Source organism: Citrobacter sp. Cf116 (genome assembly GCF_030336505.1).
In the GTDB taxonomy this organism is placed as follows: Bacteria; Pseudomonadota; Gammaproteobacteria; order Enterobacterales; family Enterobacteriaceae; genus Citrobacter; species Citrobacter freundii.
Map to the genome: position 1 here is coordinate 1,305,138 of NZ_JAOWEQ010000037.1, position 20,993 is coordinate 1,326,130.

Annotated in this window: 18 protein-coding genes; 2 read left to right on the forward strand and 16 right to left on the reverse strand. The window is 55.6% G+C overall.

Features of this window, described 5'->3' with window-relative positions; all coding sequences use genetic code 11:
* Positions 1-4: 4 nt before the first annotated feature.
* The 13 genes from eutA to maeB form a co-directional block, all read right to left on the reverse strand.
* Positions 5-1,408, reverse strand: a complete 1,404-nt coding sequence (gene eutA, locus OGV74_RS15665; protein ID WP_003038026.1) for an ethanolamine ammonia-lyase reactivating factor EutA — start codon at positions 1,406-1,408, stop codon at positions 5-7.
* Positions 1,405-2,637 carry an ethanolamine utilization protein EutH gene (eutH, locus tag OGV74_RS15670; RefSeq protein WP_003038023.1) on the reverse strand — a complete coding sequence of 411 codons (1,233 nt, stop codon included), beginning with the start codon at positions 2,635-2,637 and terminating at the stop codon, positions 1,405-1,407. Before eutH ends, eutA begins: the two co-directional genes overlap by 4 nt.
* Positions 2,638-2,756: 119 nt before the next feature.
* Positions 2,757-3,944 (reverse strand): ethanolamine utilization ethanol dehydrogenase EutG, encoded by a 1,188-nt coding sequence (gene eutG, locus OGV74_RS15675; protein WP_003038020.1) that lies wholly within the window; start codon positions 3,942-3,944, stop codon positions 2,757-2,759.
* Positions 3,934-4,773, reverse strand: coding sequence for an ethanolamine utilization protein EutJ (gene eutJ, locus OGV74_RS15680; RefSeq protein WP_003838530.1), 840 nt, complete (start codon positions 4,771-4,773; stop codon positions 3,934-3,936). Before eutJ ends, eutG begins: the two co-directional genes overlap by 11 nt.
* Positions 4,774-4,785: 12 nt before the next feature.
* Positions 4,786-6,189 (reverse strand): aldehyde dehydrogenase family protein, encoded by a 1,404-nt coding sequence (locus OGV74_RS15685; protein ID WP_003038014.1) that lies wholly within the window; start codon positions 6,187-6,189, stop codon positions 4,786-4,788.
* Between the two features lie 11 nt (positions 6,190-6,200).
* The gene (gene eutN / locus OGV74_RS15690; RefSeq protein WP_003038011.1) at positions 6,201-6,488 is read right to left on the reverse strand and encodes an ethanolamine utilization microcompartment protein EutN; all 288 of its coding nucleotides are present in this window, start codon (positions 6,486-6,488) and stop codon (positions 6,201-6,203) included.
* Between the two features lie 114 nt (positions 6,489-6,602).
* Positions 6,603-6,896: an ethanolamine utilization microcompartment protein EutM gene (gene eutM / locus OGV74_RS15695; RefSeq protein ID WP_003835054.1), complete on the reverse strand. Its 294-nt coding sequence runs from the start codon at positions 6,894-6,896 to the stop codon at positions 6,603-6,605.
* A 37-nt stretch (positions 6,897-6,933) separates the two neighbouring features.
* Positions 6,934-7,950: a phosphate acetyltransferase gene (gene pta / locus OGV74_RS15700; RefSeq protein ID WP_086504400.1), complete on the reverse strand. Its 1,017-nt coding sequence runs from the start codon at positions 7,948-7,950 to the stop codon at positions 6,934-6,936.
* Positions 7,947-8,750 carry an ethanolamine utilization cob(I)yrinic acid a,c-diamide adenosyltransferase EutT gene (eutT, locus tag OGV74_RS15705; protein ID WP_003038004.1) on the reverse strand — a complete coding sequence of 268 codons (804 nt, stop codon included), beginning with the start codon at positions 8,748-8,750 and terminating at the stop codon, positions 7,947-7,949. The genes pta and eutT overlap by 4 nt, the downstream gene beginning before the upstream one ends.
* A 9-nt stretch (positions 8,751-8,759) precedes the next feature.
* Entirely contained in the window at positions 8,760-9,464 is a 705-nt protein-coding gene (eutQ, locus tag OGV74_RS15710) for an ethanolamine utilization acetate kinase EutQ (RefSeq protein WP_003038001.1), read from the reverse strand.
* Positions 9,442-9,921: an ethanolamine utilization acetate kinase EutP gene (gene eutP / locus OGV74_RS15715; protein ID WP_003037998.1), complete on the reverse strand. Its 480-nt coding sequence runs from the start codon at positions 9,919-9,921 to the stop codon at positions 9,442-9,444. The genes eutQ and eutP overlap by 23 nt, the downstream gene beginning before the upstream one ends.
* A gap of 12 nt (positions 9,922-9,933) precedes the next feature.
* Complete coding sequence (gene eutS, locus OGV74_RS15720; protein WP_003037995.1) at positions 9,934-10,269, reverse strand: ethanolamine utilization microcompartment protein EutS; 336 nt, start codon at positions 10,267-10,269, stop codon at positions 9,934-9,936.
* Between the two features lie 160 nt (positions 10,270-10,429).
* The gene (gene maeB / locus OGV74_RS15725) at positions 10,430-12,709 is read right to left on the reverse strand and encodes an NADP-dependent oxaloacetate-decarboxylating malate dehydrogenase (RefSeq protein WP_003838520.1); all 2,280 of its coding nucleotides are present in this window, start codon (positions 12,707-12,709) and stop codon (positions 10,430-10,432) included.
* A 280-nt stretch (positions 12,710-12,989) separates the two neighbouring features.
* Between maeB and tkt the strand changes: the two genes are divergently transcribed.
* On the forward strand, positions 12,990-14,984 hold the full coding sequence (gene tkt / locus OGV74_RS15730; protein WP_048217281.1) for a transketolase: 1,995 nt from the start codon (positions 12,990-12,992) through the stop codon (positions 14,982-14,984).
* Here tkt and OGV74_RS15735 read toward each other — a convergent pair.
* The 3 genes from OGV74_RS15735 to aegA form a co-directional block, all read right to left on the reverse strand.
* On the reverse strand, positions 14,974-16,017 hold the full coding sequence (locus OGV74_RS15735; RefSeq protein ID WP_086504966.1) for a DUF1176 domain-containing protein: 1,044 nt from the start codon (positions 16,015-16,017) through the stop codon (positions 14,974-14,976). The genes tkt and OGV74_RS15735 overlap by 11 nt on opposite strands.
* Before the next feature lie 123 nt (positions 16,018-16,140).
* A complete protein-coding gene (gene nudK, locus OGV74_RS15740; protein ID WP_086504402.1) occupies positions 16,141-16,716 on the reverse strand; it encodes a GDP-mannose pyrophosphatase NudK in 576 nt (191 codons plus the stop codon).
* Between the two features lie 156 nt (positions 16,717-16,872).
* A complete protein-coding gene (gene aegA / locus OGV74_RS15745) occupies positions 16,873-18,852 on the reverse strand; it encodes a formate-dependent uric acid utilization protein AegA (RefSeq protein WP_048218376.1) in 1,980 nt (659 codons plus the stop codon).
* 260 nt (positions 18,853-19,112) lie between these two features.
* Here aegA and narQ point away from each other — a divergent pair, with 260 nt between their 5' ends.
* Positions 19,113-20,810, forward strand: coding sequence for a nitrate/nitrite two-component system sensor histidine kinase NarQ (gene narQ, locus OGV74_RS15750; protein ID WP_003037982.1), 1,698 nt, complete (start codon positions 19,113-19,115; stop codon positions 20,808-20,810).
* Positions 20,811-20,993 lie beyond the last annotated feature (183 nt).

Consider the following 20,993-nt stretch of genomic DNA (forward strand, 5'->3'; position numbering starts at 1 on the left):
TCCCTCAGGAAGGAAATGCGAGTGATTTCACCGTCACCGGCACAACCGATCCGCCAAAAAGAGGCGTACCAATGTCGATATAGTCCCCCGCCCGGACAACCACCTCATCGATGACCGCCAGCGGGTGTTGCTGTAACTGTGGGCGTAACAGCATGCCCAGGGCTTTACCAAAATCCTGCTCGGCTACCACCAGCAGGGGATGCGGATTCGGATAGCGCGCGACAAAGGCCAGCAACGCATCAATCACCGTTAACAGCGCGGCGTAGCGCACCGGCAGAGAAGCGGGCAGCGCCAACACGTAGGCGTCCGTTTGCGGGTCCAGATCGAGCTGCATTAGTGCCTGTTGCCAGGCGGCCACCAGATCAGCCTCATCAACCGGAATCGCCACCGGCAGATTGCGCAGCGGAAGCGCCACACCTTCCAGCCAGATAGTGCTGCCCGAAAGCGACAGCGTATGCGCACCGGCGCCAATCACTGTGGCGCGCACGGTTTGCGCCGGGAACTGCACGTTCATCTCACGCAGGCGCGGATGTTCATGCAGCGCCGTCGCTAACAGCGGCCCAATGTCGGAAAAACAGAACGGATCGGCAGGTTGGTTGCGGTAGCACTCGCCCACCCCGCCGGACAACGTAATCACTTCCGGCTTCACGCCCGCCGGTAACAGAGCGGTTTGCATCAGCGCCTGTGCCAGCGGTGATAACGTGCCGTCAATCACCTCCACAATCAGCGCCGCCATCCGTCGGGCCACCTGAACAAGCTGCGCCGCATTGAGGGTTCGGGCATCAGTGCCTGGACCAAATACGTCATCCACAATCATTTGTCCCGGCTGATGCGCATGCACCACGCGCCCCTGACCGTCCGTTTCCAGTAGCCGTCCGCCGACGTTCAGACAGGCCGATCCGCTGACTTTTCCGGCATCGAACAGAACGTAGTTCGACGTACCGCCGCCGATGTCGATATTCAGTACGCGGCACAACTTCTGCTCGGACAGGGTTTGTGCCCCCGCACCGTGACCAGCAATCACCGATTCCAGATGCGGACCGGCGCTGGCAACCACGAAATCCCCCAGCGACTGGGAGAGCGCCATCACCGCCGGGCGCGCGTTGCGCGTTTTGGCACTTTCCCCGGTAATGATGATCGCGCCGGAATCAACCGTTTCCGGCGCAATGCCCGCCGCCTGATACTGGGCGAGGATCAGTGCTTTCAGTTCGGCCTCTTTCAACCCGCCCTGCTTATCAACGGGGGTAAAGAACACCGGGCTTTGCCAGCTAATTTCGCGTTTGATGAATTCGTAGCGCGGCACCTGCGACACTGCCGCACGGTTAACCAGCTCAAGGCGCGAGAAGATCACCTGAGTGGTGGTGGTGCCGATATCGATACCGACGCTGAGTAGCTGGCGAGTATTCACGATTGCGCCTCCGGATTGGTTTCTGCTGGTGCCGGAACATCTTCGTCTTTCGGTACTAACAGCATAGCCACGCCAATCGCCGTCACGCCGCCGATCAGCTTGCCGACAATCATCGGGAAGATCATGGCGTTCATGTTGGCAGCGGCGAAACCTAAGTGGTCACCCAGAGCGAAGGCCGCGGAAACCGCAAAGGCGCAGTTGATCACTTTGCCGCGGGTATCCATGTTTTTCATCATGCCGAACATTGGGATGTTATTGGCAAGCGTTGCCACCATACCCGCAGCCGCAATGTTATTGACTTTTAACAGGTTGCCGACGCTCATCAGCGGTTTTTCAAACCAGCGGGTCAGCAGCAGCACCATCGGGTAGGCACCCAGCAGCACACAGGAGATAGAACCGATAACTTCGATGGCGCGCATCACTTCACCCGGCTTGTCGCCTGGCGCCATGAAAATAGGATCAAGACCTGGGATCAGCTCCCAGCCGAGCAGGAACTTGATGACTGCCGCAGCCAGACCGAGGGTGATCAGCGCTACCAGGAACTTGGCGAAGATCTGGAAGCCGTTGATCATTTTTTCCGGGATGAATTTCAGTCCCAGCGCCACCAGCACGGCTACGATCAGCACCGGGATCATGTTCATCAGGATCAACGCAAAGGTGAACTCCACCGGCTGACCGTTGATTTCCACACCGGAGTACATCGCGACCAGACCACCCGCAATACAGCCAATCGGAATGGTGACAATACCGGCCAGCACGCCCAGCGCCAGATAACGACGGTCAGACGGTTCAATAATTCCCAGCGCAACCGGAATGGAGAACACCAGCGTCGGCCCCATCATCGCGCCGAGAATCAGGCCAGAGTACAACCATGCCGCCACGTCGCCGCCCGCCAGTTCTTTCGCCAGGAAGAAGCCGCCCATATCGCACGCCAGCAGCGTTCCGGCAAACATCGACGGGTTCGCGCCCAGCATTTCATACAGCGGAATAATTACCGGCCCGAGCACATGCGCCAGTACTGGCGCCAGCGCGGTCATACCGACCATCGCCAGACCCAGCGCGCCCATTGCCATAAAGCCTTCTTCAAACTGACCGCCCGATCCCTCAATACTCTTACCGAACTTACCGAGGAAGCGCGCCGAACCGCCGAACTGCGACAGGATCCTGTCCACGGCGGCAATCAGCATAAAGAACATCATGATGTACATGATGATTTCGTTAATTCCCATAGCCCCTACTCCCTGTCATTTGTGATTTGTAGGCCGGATAAGACGTTTACGTCGCCTCCGGCATTAACGCCGTGTTATTGCCGGATGGCGGTGCGAGCACCTTATCCGGCCTACAGGCATTACCCGGCAGCCGCGTACAGGTCGATAATCTGTTCCTGCGTGGCGGTGCGTGGGTTACTGCGAATACAAATATCCTCCAGCGCGGCGTGTGCCCATGCGCTGTAATGTTCGGGTTTTGCTCCAACGTCTGAGAGCCGTTTGGTCTGGCCCACTTCGCTAATCAACTCGCTGACCGCGTTGATAGCATCACGATCGTCCGATTTCTTGTTGGTTAACGCGCGTCCGATATGGCTGAAGCGCTCACGACACACCATGCGGTTGAACCCCATTACCGTAGGAAGCAGCATGGCGTTAGCCTGTCCGTGTGGGATATGCAACGTCGCTCCCGGCTGGTGCGCCATCGCATGGCACAGGCCCAGCCCTGCGCTGGAAAACGCCATCCCGGCCATACAGGAAGCCAACAGCATGCTTTCGCGCGCCGCCAGATCCTGACCGTAGCCGACGGCCTTCGGCAGCGATTTACCTATCATCGCAATCGCGCCAATCGCCAGACTGTCGGTAAACGGCGTCGCGTTCAGCGCGCTATACGCTTCAACGGCGTGCGTCAGTGCATCAATCCCGGTCATCGCCGTTACATGTGCAGGCACGCCTTCCGTCAATGCAGCGTCCAGGATCGCCACATCCGGCATCAGGGTTGCGTGGGCCAGCACTTTTTTGAGTCCAGTCGCGGCGTCGATTATTACCGTGACGTTGGTGGTTTCTGAGCCCGTTCCGGCGGTAGTCGGTACGGCAATCAGCGGCAGACGTGGGCGTAACGCGCTGCGCTCGTCCATGTCTGCCAGCGTCTGAGTGGGGTTGGTCACCAGCAACGCCACTGCCTTGGCGGCATCGAGTACGGAGCCACCGCCGAAGGCCACAACGCCATCGCACTTCGATTCACGCAATTGCGCGACCGCCGCGCAGACGTCCGTAATGCACGGTTCGCCCACCGGACATGGCCACAGCGTCATCGCCACGCCTTTCATCGCCAGACTGCGCTCCAGTGCGGCGGTCATCCCCGCCTGATGCAGGAAGCTGTCCACCATGACGAACATATGCGTCAATCCGCGCGTTTGTGCTTCCTGTCCGCAGGTACTGAGCGCTCCCAGCCCACAAAGGGTGACCGGTGGAACGCTAAACGTTTTTACGCGTTGCAGATTCAGGGTATCGAATGCCTGAAAGAGCGCGGTCTGCAATTCAGCTTGCATAGATTCCTTCCGCTTTTTCTTTTCCGCTGTTGGCAATCGCCAGCGGGGTCATAAACAGGCTGTGCTGGGGTAAATGCACCTGCAGTTCCGGGAAACGCTTACGGAACAGCTCATCAACGCCCGGCTGCATGCAGGAACCACCGGCCAGCCATAAATCGGTAACGCCCTGACCCGCAATATGATGAGCCACGATTTCCGCCATTTTTTCGTAGACAGGCTTCACCACCGGCCAGATTTCTTTGCCGTTGCTACGCTTGTACTGCTCGGCTTCTTCTAACTGGATACGACGGTTCCCGGCCAGCGTCAGAGAGATATGATGCCCACCGGTTGCTTCATCAGCGGAGTAGGTCACCTTGCCTTGTTTAACGATCGCAATCCCGGTAGTGCCACCACCAATATCCACCACGCCGGCGTTATCGAGCTGCAACAGATCCGCCACCGCTGTCGGTTCGTCGAGCACATGGCTCACTTCAAGCCCGGCAGACTCCAGCACGTTAATAGAGATGCGAGGGTCAGTTCCCGGTGGAAATGAGGTTGCCGCATGGGTAAAGCGGCAACCCAACTGTTGTTCGAGCGTATCGAGATGGCGACGAACGATGGTCACCGCACCAAAGAAATCCCAGACGATTCCATCGCGCACGACATCGGCCCAGTCCAGGCAAACCGCGACCGGCTGTCCGTCACTGTCCACAACCATCGACACCACATCACACGTTCCCAAATCAATGCCCAACCACAGCGGTGAATCGCTCTTAGTGGGCGTCTGGTTACATAGCGTTGCCGCTTTTAGCAGTCTGGGTGTCAACCAACGTTGTTCGTCGTGCGCCATCTCATTTACTCCTTATACAATTCTGAAGGCGTCTACCAACACACAGCGACGCAGACGCACAAACGTACGCGCACTGGTCACCCCTTCCCCGGTTGGTGTGGTAATGGTCATCGTGGTCCAGCCTTCGCCGCCGAGTCCAAGACCGGCAATGCACGGTCCGTTCTTAACGAAGATGCTGGTATCAATGGCGTTTGCCATACGGTTCATGTTGTCGATATTGCGCGAGTGCATCGCCGCCGTATGGTGGCAACCGCCTTCAAGCTTGACCGCCAGTTCAATGGCTTCATCGACGTTAGCGACCCGCACGACCGGTAGAACCGGCATCATCAGTTCGGTGACGGCAAACGGATGCGTCGCGGAGGTTTCGACGAATAACAGACGGGTTTGCTCCGGTACGTTCAGACCAATCGCCGCAGCAATTTTGCCTGCGTCACGACCTACCCAGTCACGACTGACCGTGCCTTTACCGCGCTCATCGATATTTTTCAGCAGCACCGGCTGCAGCTGTTCGGCCTGGGCCGTGGTGAGTTTCACCGCATGCTGGCTTTCCATCAGACGCATCAGTTCATCAGCAACGCTATCGACCACGATCAGCACTTTTTCGTCAGCGCAGATGATGTTGTTGTCAAACGATGCACCTTTAACTACCGACTGCGCCGCGCGTGCCAGGTCAGCCGTTTCATCAACCACCACCGGCGGATTACCTGCGCCAGCGGCAATCAAACGTTTGTTGGTGTGCTTACGCGCGGCATCTACTACGGCTTCACCACCGGTCACCACCAGCAGGCCGATACCTGGGTACTTGAACAGACGTTGGGCAGTCTCGATATCTGGGTTGGCAACCGTCACCAACAGGTTTGCCGGACCACCTGCGGCAACTACCGCCTGGTTAAGCAGAGTGATAGCGCGCTGAGAGACTTTTTTCGCCGCCGGATGCGGTGCGAAAACCACGCTGTTTCCAGCGGCAATCAGGCTGATGGCGTTGTTAATGACGGTCGCGGCCGGGTTGGTAGATGGGGTTACCGAGGCCACCACGCCCCACGGCGCGTTTTCAATCAGCGTCAGACCGTTATCACCAGTCAGAACCTGTGGAGACAGGCATTCCACACCCGGCGTGCCGCGCGCCTGCGCCACGTTTTTGGCAAATTTATCTTCGACGCGTCCCATGCCGGTTTCAGTGACGGCAAGTTCCGCTAATTCTCTGGCGTGCTTTTCGCCCGCCTCACGTAGCGCCGTGATAGCCAGTTGGCGCATAGCGACGCTTTTCAGCCCCTGCTGGGCCAGTTTTGCTGCCGCCACTGCGTCATCCAGGGAGGCAAAAACGCCCATTTCTTGAACGGCACTGACGGGTTGGCTGCTGTCTTTCATTTTCAGCAGTACCGCTTTCACGACCTGTTCAATATCCTGTTGATTCATGATTTTCTGCCTTATTTATGGAAGATCACCTGACCACCTGCCACCACTTCATCGACAATGCCAATCACGCACAGATCGACAGGCGATGATTCATTGCGGTGCGCCTGACGGGCGGAGCTTCCGCTGACCAGCAGCACCCACTCTCCGGTTCCCGCCCCGATGCTGTCGATAGCAACAGCACATTGCCCGTCGGGATTTCCCTGGGCGTCAATCATTTCCACCATCAGCAACTTGTCGTGCGCGAGCCCCTGATGGCGTACGGTACAAACAATTTGTCCTGTAACGATTGCCAGTTTCATACGCGCCTCCGTGGCATATTTCAGGTAAAACCTCCCCCTACCCTCCGCAGAAGGTAATGTGAAAAGGAGAGAGGGTGACGCCAGCAATGAAGTCTGTGGCGTCACATGGACGACTTACATGTCGTTGCTGTCGCCTTTAAAGCTGATCGGGAACACTTCTTCCAGATCGCCGTGCGGACGCGGGATCACGTGCACTGAAACCAGCTCGCCAATACGCTGTGCTGCCGCAGCACCTGCGTCCGTTGCAGCTTTACATGCCGCTACGTCGCCACGGACCATGGCAGTGACCAGACCGCCACCGATCTGCTTCACACCAACCAGTTTCACGCGTGCCGCTTTAACCATTGCGTCAGAAGCCTCAATCAGTGCAACCAGGCCCCGGGTTTCAATCATTCCTAATGCTTCCATTGTGTTTTCCTCTCATTAAGGGGTCCTGAACGGGACCTTATACAACCAGTGTGTGCGAGGCGTTTTCACGACTCATGTCAGTCTGGCGCGGCACTGCTGCCACCAACGCCAGTTCGATAATTTCCTGTACGCTACAGCCACGAGAGAGATCATGAAGCGGTGCGGCAAGCCCCTGAATCAATGGCCCTACTGCGCGATACCCTCCCAGACGCTGAGCGATTTTGTAGCCAATATTGCCTGCCTCCAGCGATGGGAAGACCATCACATTGGCATTGCCCTTTAACGGACTGGCGGGCGCTTTTTGCGCAGCGACATCCGGAACAAAGGCGGCATCAAATTGCAGTTCACCGTCCACTGTAAGCTGCGGGGCACGCTCACGAACGATCTCGGTCGCCTGCTGCACGTTAGCGACGTTAGGATGGCGAGCACTGCCATTACTTGAAAACGACAGCATGGCCACGCGCGGCTCTTCACCTGTGATCGCTTTCCAGGTTTCAGCGCTGGCGATGGCGATATCCGCCAGCTGTGCAGCGGAGGGCTGCGGCACAACACTACAGTCTGCAAATCCTAATGACGGCCCGAGATACTGCGGCAGCATCAGAAAAATTGACGACAGCGTTTTGCAACCAGGCTGTAATCCAATAATGCGCAATCCTGCACGAAGCACGTTTGCCGTTGATGACAGGTTGCCCGCAATACACACATCGGCTGTACCGGCACTGACCATCGCGGCGGCGAACATCAGCGGATCGTTGAGCTTCTCCCGCGCATCCGGCGGCGTTTTTTCGCCCGCCGTTGCCCGCCAACGCAGGGCAAACTCTTCACGCATCTGTACATTGCTTTGTGGATCAATAACCTGAATACCGTCCATGGCTACGCGATGGCTGAGCGCAAACTGGCGTAGCGCAAACGGGCTGGCGACGAGAATGGGGCGTGCCAGACCGTGCTGATGCAGGTAATTGGCCGCCTTCAGCACCCGGACATCCAGCGCATCCGGGAACACTACTCGTGCAGGTGAGCGTTGGGCGAGTTGACGAGCACGTTCAATGATCATTGCTTCTCCCCCAGTCTCTGTTGAATTTGACTAACCGTCAGCGGATGCTTTGCAACACTCAGAATCATCATCACGTAGACCGTACTGGAAAGGCGGTTGAGCGCCTGCATAATGTCCGGTCGCATAACCTCAAAACTGCGAGTGATGAATACCTGGGCCGCCACCGTCTCCGTTTCACGGACTTTGGTACGCAGCAGATTAAGTAACGCGCAATCACGTCCATGGCTGGCTTCAGGCACCAGATGGTCGTGGTCCAGATAGCGCAGCGGTTGATGCGAAAGACGGTGTAAATCTTCGTCACTTAAACCCACGACAGCTTGTGCTGCCAGCGGCTCATCCATGGCGTCTGCGCGCATAATATTGCCCAGGCGCGAGCGGATATCCGCCAGCCACGGCTGCCATGGTTCTGCCATCTCAATCTGCAACCACACGGCCAGGGCGATGGTACTGTCCAGCGCGGCGCGAAATCCCAGCCGAGGGTCACTTTTGGCGACCATCTTGTCCGCCGTCAGATGCGTCAGGGTGTCCGGTTTCTTCGCCACCGGTTGATGGCACAGTTCGCAGCTGGCCTGTGGATGCGTATCACTGCTGGTTAATCCATGAACCGGCTGCGGCTGCTGTTCTTCGTCATCAATAAACAGGCTGCCCTGCTCGTCAATAAACTTAATGCGCAGATGTCGGCTTTCCAGTAATTCCCGGGCAGACGGCGTCAGGCGAGCGTCAGCGGGGAGATGAATTTCAGCCCCTTCGCTGAGCGTATGATTCGCTCTGAGCCATGCTTCGGTAATGAAATCCTTCATACATCCGCCTTAGCAGGACTGCCAGTTCGCAGGCCAGGCCACATACAGAAACTTCACCGTCGATGGCGTACCAAATTCGATGCTGGAGCCTTTCGGGATAAACATCACGTCCCCGGCTTTTGCAATCATGGTTTCGCCTTCGTGGCGAACATGCAGCTCTCCTTCCAGAATCATGTCGATTTCGTCGTAGTTCAGCGTCCATGGGAAAAAGGCGTTATCCCACTGCATAAACCCGGCGGCCATGCTGCTACCGTCCTGGTCGGTCACCAGATCGGTTAAGCCCACGCAGTGCGGCTGCGCGCCGTCAAAACGACCAAACTTCACGCTGCTGCCGTCGATGACTTTCACACCGCCTTTGCCGGTCACCGAGTTAAAGCTCGGCTGCATTCCGCCCTGCTCCAGCGACTGCTTTTCCTTCATGACTTTGTCCATCAGCTGCGCGACCAGGCTTTCGGTAAACTGCCCTTCCGGTAACTGCGCAATGATGGTTTCGCGAATACGCTGGCTTTCCGTTTTGCCATCAATCACCGCAGCCGGAGCAGCAGCGACGGCGCCTGGCGCGGATTCATCGCATTCACTGATGGTAACGCCCAGCAGCTCCGCAACTTCGCGCGCCTCCGGGGTGATGATGCTGGCGCGCAGAACAACCGACATTTCCTGTTCGCCGCGTGCGTGGGCCGCACGAATATCGTTAGCTGTGATGAGTTTTTTCACCTGCCCTTTCCTCCTTTTGGCTGAGCTCAGTCAGATAATCCACCAGGTGCTGCACACTGCGCGGGTCATGGCTATTGAGCTCAAAAATCGGCTCCTGAAACCCCATCCCGCGAAGTAGTTGTCGCGTTGCGGCGACGTCGGCATCCGGCATGTCCGTTTTACTGATAACGGCGATTTGTCGTTTACTGGCACCGATATCCAACAGCCCGGCAGGTAAGCGACTTTCTTTATCATTTGCCGCGTGTATATAAATCAACGTATCAACATCCTGCAGCGTGGTAATTAAGGCGTGATACCAGCGCGGATGGCTAAAATATTCCCCTGGCGTATCGATATCGCCATTTTCATTAAACTCCACGGCCTGTGTTTTTCTGGCGAGGGAATAATTCCCCTGTAGCGCATTAAAGAGCGTTGTTTTCCCCGCCCCCACCGTACCGACAAACGCAATACGTTTCATCGCCGCCTCTGATTAACTTTTTGTCAGGTTGCACAAAGTGAAATTTAATAATCGACCCAGACCGCTTACCGTCTGTAATAACGCTTCTTCTACTGCGCCTACCGAGCCGTAGATCACCAGTGCGCCGCTGAATCTATCGAGAAAACCGATATGTACATCCGCCGCCTTCATGGCTAAGTCACCGGCAATCATCGCGGTTTCGCCTGGAGTCAGCGTCATGATGCCGATAGCGCCCGCTTCGGGAACGCCGATCTTTTTCGCTAATTCCTCGCCGGGGTGCGCAATGAGATGCGCCAGCGTGACCTGTTTCCCCGGCACAAATTCCTGAATAATGCGTTCTTTTTCCATTGCTCACCGCCTCCGCTAAAACTGCCCTTATCGTGGCAATTTTTTGTCAGAGTAAATAACAAAATTCGGCAACCAGGTTTAAAAGGTGAAGTAGATCACTAAGAAAAGGAAAATAAAAAGGCGCGAGAGAAACCCGCGCCGGAAATTAATTAAAGTGAAATTACAGCGGCTGCGTTTGGGCTTCTACAACCGCCAGCGCCACCATATTAACGATACGACGAACAGAGGCGATCGGCGTTAATACATGAACAGGTTTCGCAACCCCCATCAGCACCGGGCCAACCGTTACGCCTTCAGAACTGGAAACGCGTAGTAAGTTGTAACTAATACGGGCCGCTTCCATATTCGGCATCACCAGAATATTCGCTGAGCCTTTCAGCGGACTGTCCGGCATGCGGTCATTACGGATACTTTCCACCAGCGCGGCATCGCCGTGCATTTCGCCGTCAATCATCAACTCTGGCGCGCGCGCCTTAATCAGCTCCAGCGCTTCGCGCATTTTGCTGGCCGACGGGCAGTCAGAGGAACCAAAGTTGGAGTGCGACAGCAACGCCACCTTCGGTTCAATACCAAAGCGACGCACAGTCTCTGCCGCCATCACAGCGATTTCCGCCAGTTGCTCAGGCGTAGGATCGTCGTTGACGTAAGTATCGGCGATAAAAGTGTTACCGCTTGGCAGCAGCAAGGCGTTCATCGCCCCGGCAGTATGCACGCCGTCACGATGACCAAACACCTCTTTCACCACGCTGAAGTGCTCGTGGTAGTCGCCGATCGTACCGCAGATCATCGCATCCGCTTCGCCACGCTGCACCATGATTGCACCGATCACCGTAGTGTTGGCAATCACCGCACGCTGCGCCTGCTCCTGGGTGATCCCACGGCGCTTCATGATCTGATAATACTCACTCCAGTACTCTTTAAAGCGCGGATCGGATTCGTTGTTGACGATCTCAAAATCGACGCCCGCTTTGATCTGCAGCCCCAGTTTCTGGATACGCATTTCAATAACGCTCGGACGACCGATCAGGATTGGTTTTGCCAGCCCTAAAGTAATCAGCTCCTGAGTAGCATGCAGTACGCGCGCTTCTTCCCCTTCCGTCAGCACCACACGCTTCGGCGCTTTGCGTGCCAGGGAGAAAATTGGCTTCATGAACAGGTTGGTTTTGTAGACGAATTCAGTCAGCTTATCGATGTAAGCGTCAAAGTCGGCAATCGGACGCGTTGCCACACCAGAGTCCATCGCTGCTTTCGCCACAGCAGGGGCGATTTTGACGATCAGACGCGGGTCGAACGGTTTCGGAATGATGTATTCCGGGCCGAAGCTCAGGTCCTGATCGCCATAAGCAGAGGCCACCACTTCACTCTGCTCGGCATGCGCCAGCTCAGCAATGGCGTGCACCGCCGCCAGTTTCATCTCTTCGTTGATGGCCGTTGCACCGACATCCAGCGCACCGCGGAAGATGAACGGGAAGCACAGGACGTTGTTAACCTGGTTCGGGTAGTCTGAACGGCCAGTACAAATGATTGCGTCGGAACGCACCTCTTTTGCCAACGGCGGCAGGATTTCCGGTTCCGGGTTAGCAAGTGCCAGAATCATTGGCGCACGCGCCATCTTCTTAACCATTTCCTGCGTCAGCACTTTCGGACCGGAGCAACCGAGGAAAATATCTGCGCCGTCAATGACATCATCCAGCGTACGCTTACCGTCATCCACCACCGCATAAGCCGCTTTGGTTTCCGCCATGTTCGGTTCGCGGTCTTTGTAAATCACGCCTTTGGAGTCACAGACCACAATATTGTGTTTCTGCATACCCAGCGCTACCAGCAGGTTCATACAGGCAATCGCCGCCGCGCCTGCGCCAGACACCACCATGCGCACGTCGGAGATATTTTTCTCAACCACCCGCAGACCGTTCAGAATTGCGGCAGTACTGATGATTGCTGTACCGTGCTGGTCATCGTGGAAGACCGGAATATTCATGCGTTCGCGCAGCTTTTGCTCAATGTAGAAGCACTCCGGCGCTTTGATATCTTCGAGGTTGATACCGCCAAACGTGGGTTCCAGGGCCGCAACCACATTGATAAATTTATCCGGATCGAGTTCATCGACTTCAATGTCGAACACGTCGATCCCGGCGAATTTCTTAAACAGAACGCCTTTACCTTCCATCACCGGTTTGCCGGCCAGTGCGCCAATATTGCCCAGGCCCAGCACCGCCGTACCGTTGGAAATAACCGCAACCAGGTTGCCGCGCGCGGTGTATTTGTAGGCTGCCAGCGGGTCCTTTTCAATTTCAAGACACGGTGCAGCCACGCCCGGCGAGTAGGCCAGCGCCAGGTCGCGCTGCGTTGCCAGAGGCTTGGTCGGAGAAACCTGGATTTTACCGGGTACCGGAAATTCGTGGAAATCGAGGGCGCTTTGTTTTAACTGGTCATCCATCTTGTTGTTCCTTTCACGTATCTATCAAAAAAGTGGCGCGGGTAACCATTCTACTGAGCCGCACATTATCACCTCAGTCAACGGCACAAACTTTGAAGGTCCCCAAACTCTCACCATTCAAAGAAAGAATTTGTTATCAATTTATAACAGCCATGTTACCTGCTTAATCCAGCAATACCATGCCTGTCTGCTATGCTTTTTGCTGACAACGCCCGCAATTTTCCCAAAAGTGTGAATCACAACACGCATCTAACACTTTACTTTTCAAGGAGTATTTCCTATGACCCGTAAAGAGCTTGCCAATGCCATTCGTGCGCTGAGTATGGATGCCGTCCAAAAAGCTAACTCCGGCCACCCAGGAGCACCAATGGGGATGGCCGATATCGCCGAAGTGCTGTGGAACGATTTTCTACGCCATAACCCGACCGATCCCACCTGGTACGATCGTGACCGGTTTATTCTGTCCAACGGCCACGCCTCAATGCTGCTTTACAGCCTATTGCATCTTTCCGGTTACGACCTGCCGATCGAAGAATTAAAGAACTTCCGTCAGCTCCATTCGAAGACGCCAGGTCACCCGGAAATTGGCTACACGCCGGGCGTGGAAACCACCACCGGACCGCTGGGCCAGGGTTTGGCCAACGCCGTCGGCATGGCCATTGCCGAGCGCACGCTGGCAGCGCAGTTTAACCAGCCGGACCATGAGATTGTTAACCACTTTACCTGGGTCTTTATGGGCGACGGCTGTCTGATGGAGGGTATTTCACACGAGGCTTGTTCGCTGGCGGGCACGCTGGGGCTTGGCAAACTCATCGGCTTCTACGATCACAACGGCATCTCAATTGATGGCGAAACCGACGGCTGGTTTACCGACGATACTGCAAAACGCTTTGAGGCTTACCACTGGCATGTAGTGCACGACATTGACGGTCATGACCCTGAGGCGGTGAAAAAAGCCATTCAGGAAGCGCAGGCTGTTACCGATAAACCGTCGCTGATTATCTGCCGCACGGTGATTGGTTTTGGCTCACCGAATAAAGCCGGGAAAGAGGAAGCGCACGGCGCTGCGCTGGGCGAAGAAGAGGTGGCGTTGACCCGGCAGAAACTGGGGTGGCATCATCCTGCTTTTGAAATCCCCAAAGAGATTTACCGGGCGTGGGACGCACGCGAGAAAGGCGAAAAAGCGCAACAAGGCTGGAAGGAGAAATTCGCAGCTTACGAACAAGCCTACCCGGAACTGGCGGCAGAGTTTACTCGCCGGATGAGCGGCGGACTGCCTAAGGAGTGGGAAGCAACAACCCAGAAATATATTACCGACCTGCAAGCCAACCCAGCCAAAATAGCCACCCGTAAAGCTTCGCAAAATACCCTGAATGCCTATGGGCCGATACTGCCAGAACTGCTCGGCGGCTCGGCGGATCTGGCACCCAGCAACCTGACCATCTGGAAAGGCTCCTCCTCTCTTAAAGAGGATCATGCAGGAAACTACATCCACTACGGCGTGCGGGAATTTGGCATGACCGCCATTGCCAATGGTATCGCGCACCACGGGGGCTTCGTACCTTACACTGCCACGTTCCTGATGTTTGTCGAATATGCCCGCAATGCCGCGCGCATGGCGGCGCTGATGAAAGCCCGACAAATCATGGTTTATACCCACGACTCGATTGGCCTGGGGGAAGATGGTCCCACGCACCAGGCCGTCGAACAACTCGCCAGTCTACGCCTGACGCCTAATTTCAGTACCTGGCGACCATGCGATCAGGTTGAGGCGGCAGTAGGCTGGAAGCTGGCGGTCGAACGCCATGACGGGCCAACGGCGCTGATCCTCTCGCGGCAGAATCTGGCGCAGGTTGAGCGCACGCCTGAGCAAGTGCAGCAAATTGCCCGCGGCGGCTATGTGCTGAAGGACGGCGGCGGTAAGCCGGATGTTATCCTGATTGCTACCGGTTCAGAAATGGAAATCACGCTGCTGGCGGCGGAAAAACTGACCGGCGAAGGCCGTAACGTGCGGGTAGTTTCTCTGCCTTCAACCGATATCTTCGACGCCCAGGATGAGACGTACCGGGAGTCGGTCCTGCCGGCAAACGTCAGCGCGCGCGTGGCGGTAGAAGCCGGTATTGCCGACTACTGGTTCAAGTATGTTGGGCTGAAAGGGGCGATTGTTGGGATGACGGGCTATGGGGAGTCGGCTCCGGCGGACAAGCTGTTCCCGTTCTTCGGCTTTACGGTAGATAACATCGTCGACAAAGCACACAAGGTGCTTAACGTGTGATCCACAGTGTGGGCCAGGCATCTGGCCCATGCCAGTTATCACAACTTGGCTCCTGGGCATAGCGCACCAGGCGAAAACGCTGACCATCGTAGCGCCAGCGAGTCTGGATACCGCAATCTGCCAACCCTCGTCCTTTAGCGAGGGTAACCAGCTCCCGCGACTTTTCGTCAAACGCAGCGTTGGTCAGCTCCATATCGCGACTTTCCGCATCCGTTTTAAAAGGCAGACTTAACCGTACCGCGCGTGAAGTCAGCGGGGTTGTACGTGAAACCACCCACGCCAGATCGATAGTGTTATACGCTCCGGCCTCACAGCCAATCATCAGCAGCGCTTTATCATCCGTTAGGGCCGTGACGCGCATCTCGCGACGCAGCGGATCGATAGAGCAACGAATACCGTTGATTCGCCAGTTACCATAGTCCAGCAGTTCACTGCGCTCTTGCTGTGTGAGAGGCGTTGGCGTTGGGTTAATGACCGCTACGCCTTTCAGCGCGGGGGCAGGAGGTACACTGAGCGGAGGCTCGTCACCTTTTTCGATCCATGCGGTTTCGCTGCCAACCCGTTTTTGCTGGGCATCGATAAACAACAATGCGGCTTTTAGCCCGACCAGCGAAAGATTTTGCGCACCTTTTTGCAGGGTAATCGCCTTCGCGTCCTGTACGGTTCGTAAAAATGCGCTAATGGTGGCCGGATCATCGGTCATCAGTTGCCATGGGGTAACACGCCAGTGCTCGCCGCTCAGCGAGAACGGCGCACCATCCAACAACAGACGCGGCGCAATATCGCTCTCTTTGACGTTGGACGATTCCAGCCCACCCAGCTCAATACGCAACACGGCGTCAGTATGTGCCCCGGCGCTGCGGCTCAAGGTCATGACCAGGCCGTGGTGCTCTCCGGTATTGCGCGCCACGCAAAAATTTTGGTTATTACACGTCACCTGCCAGTCAGAAAACGCCTGTTGCGCGGGCGCAGCCCAGAGCAATCGGGCTGGTAGCAACCCGAGCAGGAAAAGGAGAATAACGCGATAGCGCATGGACGGTACAACCCCGAAGTCAAAACACACAGCCTAAGCGGTATCTTCCTTGCGCGACTGATGTGGCTCAATAAGAATTGTCGGATTGGCCGTAAATTTGTAAAGAAATATAAATTCCACGCATTAGTCCATGAGATGCGACGACTGCAAATAGTTCAACAATAGCACCGTTTTACCGTCACGGATCTCACCCGTTTTGATCATTTCCAGCGCCTGTGTGAACGGCAGTTCCAGAACTTCAATATCTTCATCTTCCACACCGCCACCCCCGTTTGCTCGCTGGCTGTCACTGTATTGTGCAATGAAGAAGTGGATTATTTCCGTCACGCCGCCCGGCGACATGTATAACTCAAACAGTTTGCGCACTTCGCCCACTTCAAATCCGGTCTCTTCAATGGCCTCTTTGCGAATGCACGCTTCCGGTTCGTCGTTATCCAACAGCCCAGCGCAGGTTTCAATCAGTTGACCATCTTCATTACCGTTGACCCAGGTGGCGACGCGGAACTGGCGAATTAAGACCACCGTTTTCTTCTCCGGGTTATACAGCAGGATTGTGGCACCGTTACCGCGATCGTAAACCTCGCGTTTATGACGAATCACCTCCCCAGTGCTACGGATCAGGTCATAGGTGATATTGCGCAGGATGAAGTAGTTATCGGAGAGGACTTTATCTTTGATGAGGGTAATTTTTTGCGACATACCGGCTCCACAGCAAGAAGTGAGAAATAATACTACGCCGTGAAACCGGGTTTGTCTTGGAACAATGTAGGCCTGATAAGCAAAGCGCCATCAGGCATTCATGCGGCACATTGCCGGATGACAACGCTAACGCGTTTTATCCGGCCTGGACGCCGATTAGTGAGATTTGACTGATTTTACGCCCAGCCAGTCGACGATCCCCTGGGCGGCGTGCCGCCCCTCCGCCATGGCCGTCACCACCAGATCCGCACCGCGTACCGCGTCGCCACCGGCAAAGATTTTCGGGTTACTGGTTTGGTAACGGTATGCGCTTTCAACATCGGCGGCAATGCGCCCCCAGTTATCGACCTTAACGCCATGCGACTCCAGCCACGGCATGCCGTGTGGGTGAAAACCAAACGCCATGATCACCGCATCTGCGGGCATCACAAACTCACTCCCGGCGATGGGAACCGGGCGACGACGCCCCTGCGCATCAGGTTCGCCAAGTTGGGTACGTAAGAAACGCACGCCGCTGACTCGCCCATCGGCATGCAACACCAGCTCAACCGGCTGGACGTTAAACTCGAAGTTTGCCCCCTCTTCCCGGGCGTTCTTCACCTCTTTTTTCGAACCCGGCATGTTGGCTTCATCACGACGATAGGCGCAGGTCACCTGGCTTGCACCGTGGCGCAGCGCGGTACGTACACAGTCCATGGCCGTATCGCCTCCGCCCAGAACCACCACGTTCAGTCCAGCGGTATCGATAAACGGTTCTTCAGGCAACTCATCCAGCCCCATCACCTGCTTGGTATTGGCAATCAGGAACGGCAGCGCATCATATACGCCTGGCGCGTCTTCATTTGGCAGGTCCGCCTTCATGGAACGATAGGTTCCCACCCCCACGAACACGGCATCGTAATCCTCCAGCAACTTTTCAAGTGCGACGTCCTTACCCACTTCACAGTTAAGTTCGAAATGAATCCCCATAGCGCTGAAGATTTCACGGCGACGCGTCAGCAGCGATTTGTCCAGCTTGAAGGCCGGAATACCGAACGTCAACAAACCGCCAATTTCAGGATGGCGATCGTACACGGTGGCACTGATACCGCTACGCGCCAGCACATCCGCGCAGGCCAGACCCGCCGGACCCGCGCCAATAATGGCAACACGCTTGTCCACTTTCTGCACATGGCTTAAGTCCGGCCGCCATCCTTTACTCAGCGCCCGATCGGAGATGTAACGCTCAATATTACCGATGGTGACTGCGCCATGCTCACTACGCACCGTGCATGCCCCTTCGCAGAGTCGATCCTGCGGGCATACACGCCCGGTCACCTCCGGCAAGCAGTTGGTTTGATGTGAAAGCTCAACCGCGGCATCGATGTTTCCGGCTTTGACCAGCTCAATCCACTGCGGAATGTGGTTATGCAACGGACAGGTCCATTCGCAAATACTGTGGTCGCCGCATTTCAGGCAGCGAGAGGCTTCCCGCTCCGCCTGCGCCGTACGAAACGGCAGATAGATCTCTTCAAAGCTGGTTTTCCGGGCATCAATCGCCAGTTTATCCGGTTCACCACGCGCAGGCGTCGCCTGCATTTGCTCACGTTTGGTGATGACATGTGGAACAAAATCGGTAGTGCTGGCGTGCCATGGCTGGCTTTCCAGACTTGCGGTACGCAGCCTACGCGCTTTTGACAGACCGGTAAGCGAATTTTCCGTCACCAACTGTACCGCCTGCGCCGGGCAGTTCTCTACGCAGGCGGGCCCCTGTTCACGCCCCTGGCACAGATCGCATTTGTGCGCGGTGGCTTTCACCTTCCCTTTGGCGACAGGAGTGAGTACGATCTGCATCGTGCCGAAAGGACAGGCAACGACGCACGATTTACAGCCAATGCACTTTTGCGGGTTCACCTGAACGCTGTCGTTATCATGGCTAATTGCCCCATTTGGGCAACTTCTGGCGCAGGGTGCATCTTCGCAGTGGTGACAGGTCACCGCGCTGCGCTGCTGCTGATGTTTAATGACGGTAATTCGGGGCTGAAAATGCCGTTGGCTCAGGACATGCTGTTCGCCATTGTGAGCCATGACGCAGGCGACCTCACAGGCATGGCATCCCAGGCACTGCTGGCTATTGACCATAATAAAACGATTCATGGCTTCCTTCTTTTTTGGTTGCAAAAACCTTATTCTTTATAAGAGTGTTATTAACCGACACGGAAGGAAGCGGCAATGTTCATTTGCCCAGGAAGCACAACTATTTATGCAGAACCTGTGGCAGATCAATTTATTTCATCGCATATGAAATTGTGTTTCAGTTACCATCCAGTTTCATGGCGTTTTATTAACCTTTATCAAATACACCGCATCGTTCACGCTGTTTTCAGGCGCGACGTGTATTGTGTGAGGATGCACAAGTGACGGTAAAGCGTCCGGTCTCGGCCAGTCTGGCTAAAGCTTTTTTCTACATAGTGCTGCTGTCAATTCTCTCAACAGGTATTGCGCTGCTCACGCTGACCAGCAGCTTGCGAGATGCCGAAGCCATCAACGTTGCTGGCTCATTGCGCATGCAAAGCTACCGTCTGGGTTACGATCTGCAAAGCCAGAGCCCGCAGCTTAACGCCCACCGCCAGCTTTTCCAGCAGGCGCTAAACGCACCGGCATTACAGAATCTGAATGCGTGGTATGTGCCACAAGCGGTAAAAAGCCGCTATGGACGTCTGCATGCTAACTGGCTGGAAATGAATGCCCGCCTGATCGACGGCGATTTAAAATGGTACCAGGCCAATATCAACAACTACGTCGATCAAATCGATCTCTTCGTGCTGGCGTTGCAACATTATGCCGAGCGTAAAGTCATGCTGGTATTTGGCATCTCGCTGGCAGGCGGGATCGGCATATTCACCCTCGTCTTCTTTACCCTGCGGCGCATTCGCCAGCAGGTAGTGCGTCCGCTGAATAAACTGGTGATGGCCAGTCAGCAAATTGAACACGGTCAGTTTAATATCCCACCGCTGGATACCGGTTTGCCCAATGAACTGGGGTTGCTGGGCAAAACGTTTAGCCAGATGTCGAGTGAATTACACAAGCTGTATCGCTCGCTGGAAGCGTCTGTTGCCGAGAAAACTCACGATCTCCATGAAGCCAATCGCCGTCTGGAGGTGTTGTATCAGTGCTCCCAGGCGTTAAATACCAGCCAGATTGACGTGCACTGCTTCCGCCATATTTTACAGATCGTCCGCGAACATGACGCCGCGTATTTCCTTGAGCTCACCGTCGGTGATAACTGGCGGATTAGCGAAGGGACTAAAAGCCTGGAGCTGCCGATGCAGATCCTGCCGGTCACTATGCAGGAAACCGTCTACGGCGAACTGCACTGGCAAAGTCCAAACGTCAATGCTTCTACTCCGCTGCTTAACAGCGTTTCCTCAATGCTGGGACGCGGGTTGTACTTCAACCAGGCACAAAAACATTTTCAGCAACTGTTGTTAATGGAGGAGCGAGCGACGATTGCACGCGAACTGCACGACTCGCTGGCACAGGTGCTCTCTTATTTACGCATTCAGTTGACGCTGCTGAAGCGTTCAATTCCGGAAGATAACGCCCCAGCGCAAAGCATCATGGCGGATTTCTCCCAGGCGCTGAACGATGCCTACCGTCAGTTACGCGAACTGCTCACCACCTTCCGTCTGACCTTACAACAGGCAGACTTACCCTCCGCCCTGCATGAAATGCTGGAAACGCTGCAAAATCAAACCTCAGCTAAACTCACACTCGACTGTCGGTTACCCACGCTGGCGTTGGATGCGCAAATGCAAGTGCACCTGTTGCAGATCATCCGCGAAGCGGTGCTGAACGCCATTAAGCATGCCAGTGCGAGCGAAATTGCCGTCAGTTGCGTAACGGCTCCGGACGGCAACCACACGGTTTATATCCGCGATAACGGCATCGGCATTGGCGAGCCGCATGAGCCTACAGGACACTATGGACTAAATATTATGCGTGAGCGGGCGGAAAGACTAAGCGGCACGTTGACCTTCTCTCAACCTTCCGGAGGAGGAACGTTGGTAAGCATCAGTTTCCGTTCGGCTGAATCAGACAGTGATCTAACGTAAAGAACCGCAAAGCGCCGTCGGGTCTGGATCCAGGCCTGACGGCGTTGGCACGAAAGGTATGCTGTAAACGGGCATGATAATTTACATTATCTTCTTTTTTTCTCCACGTTTGACCCGTACCTTGCCGCTAAAGTGAAGCAAGCCATACCCATAACGATACGCAGAAACACGAGGTCCTCTTTT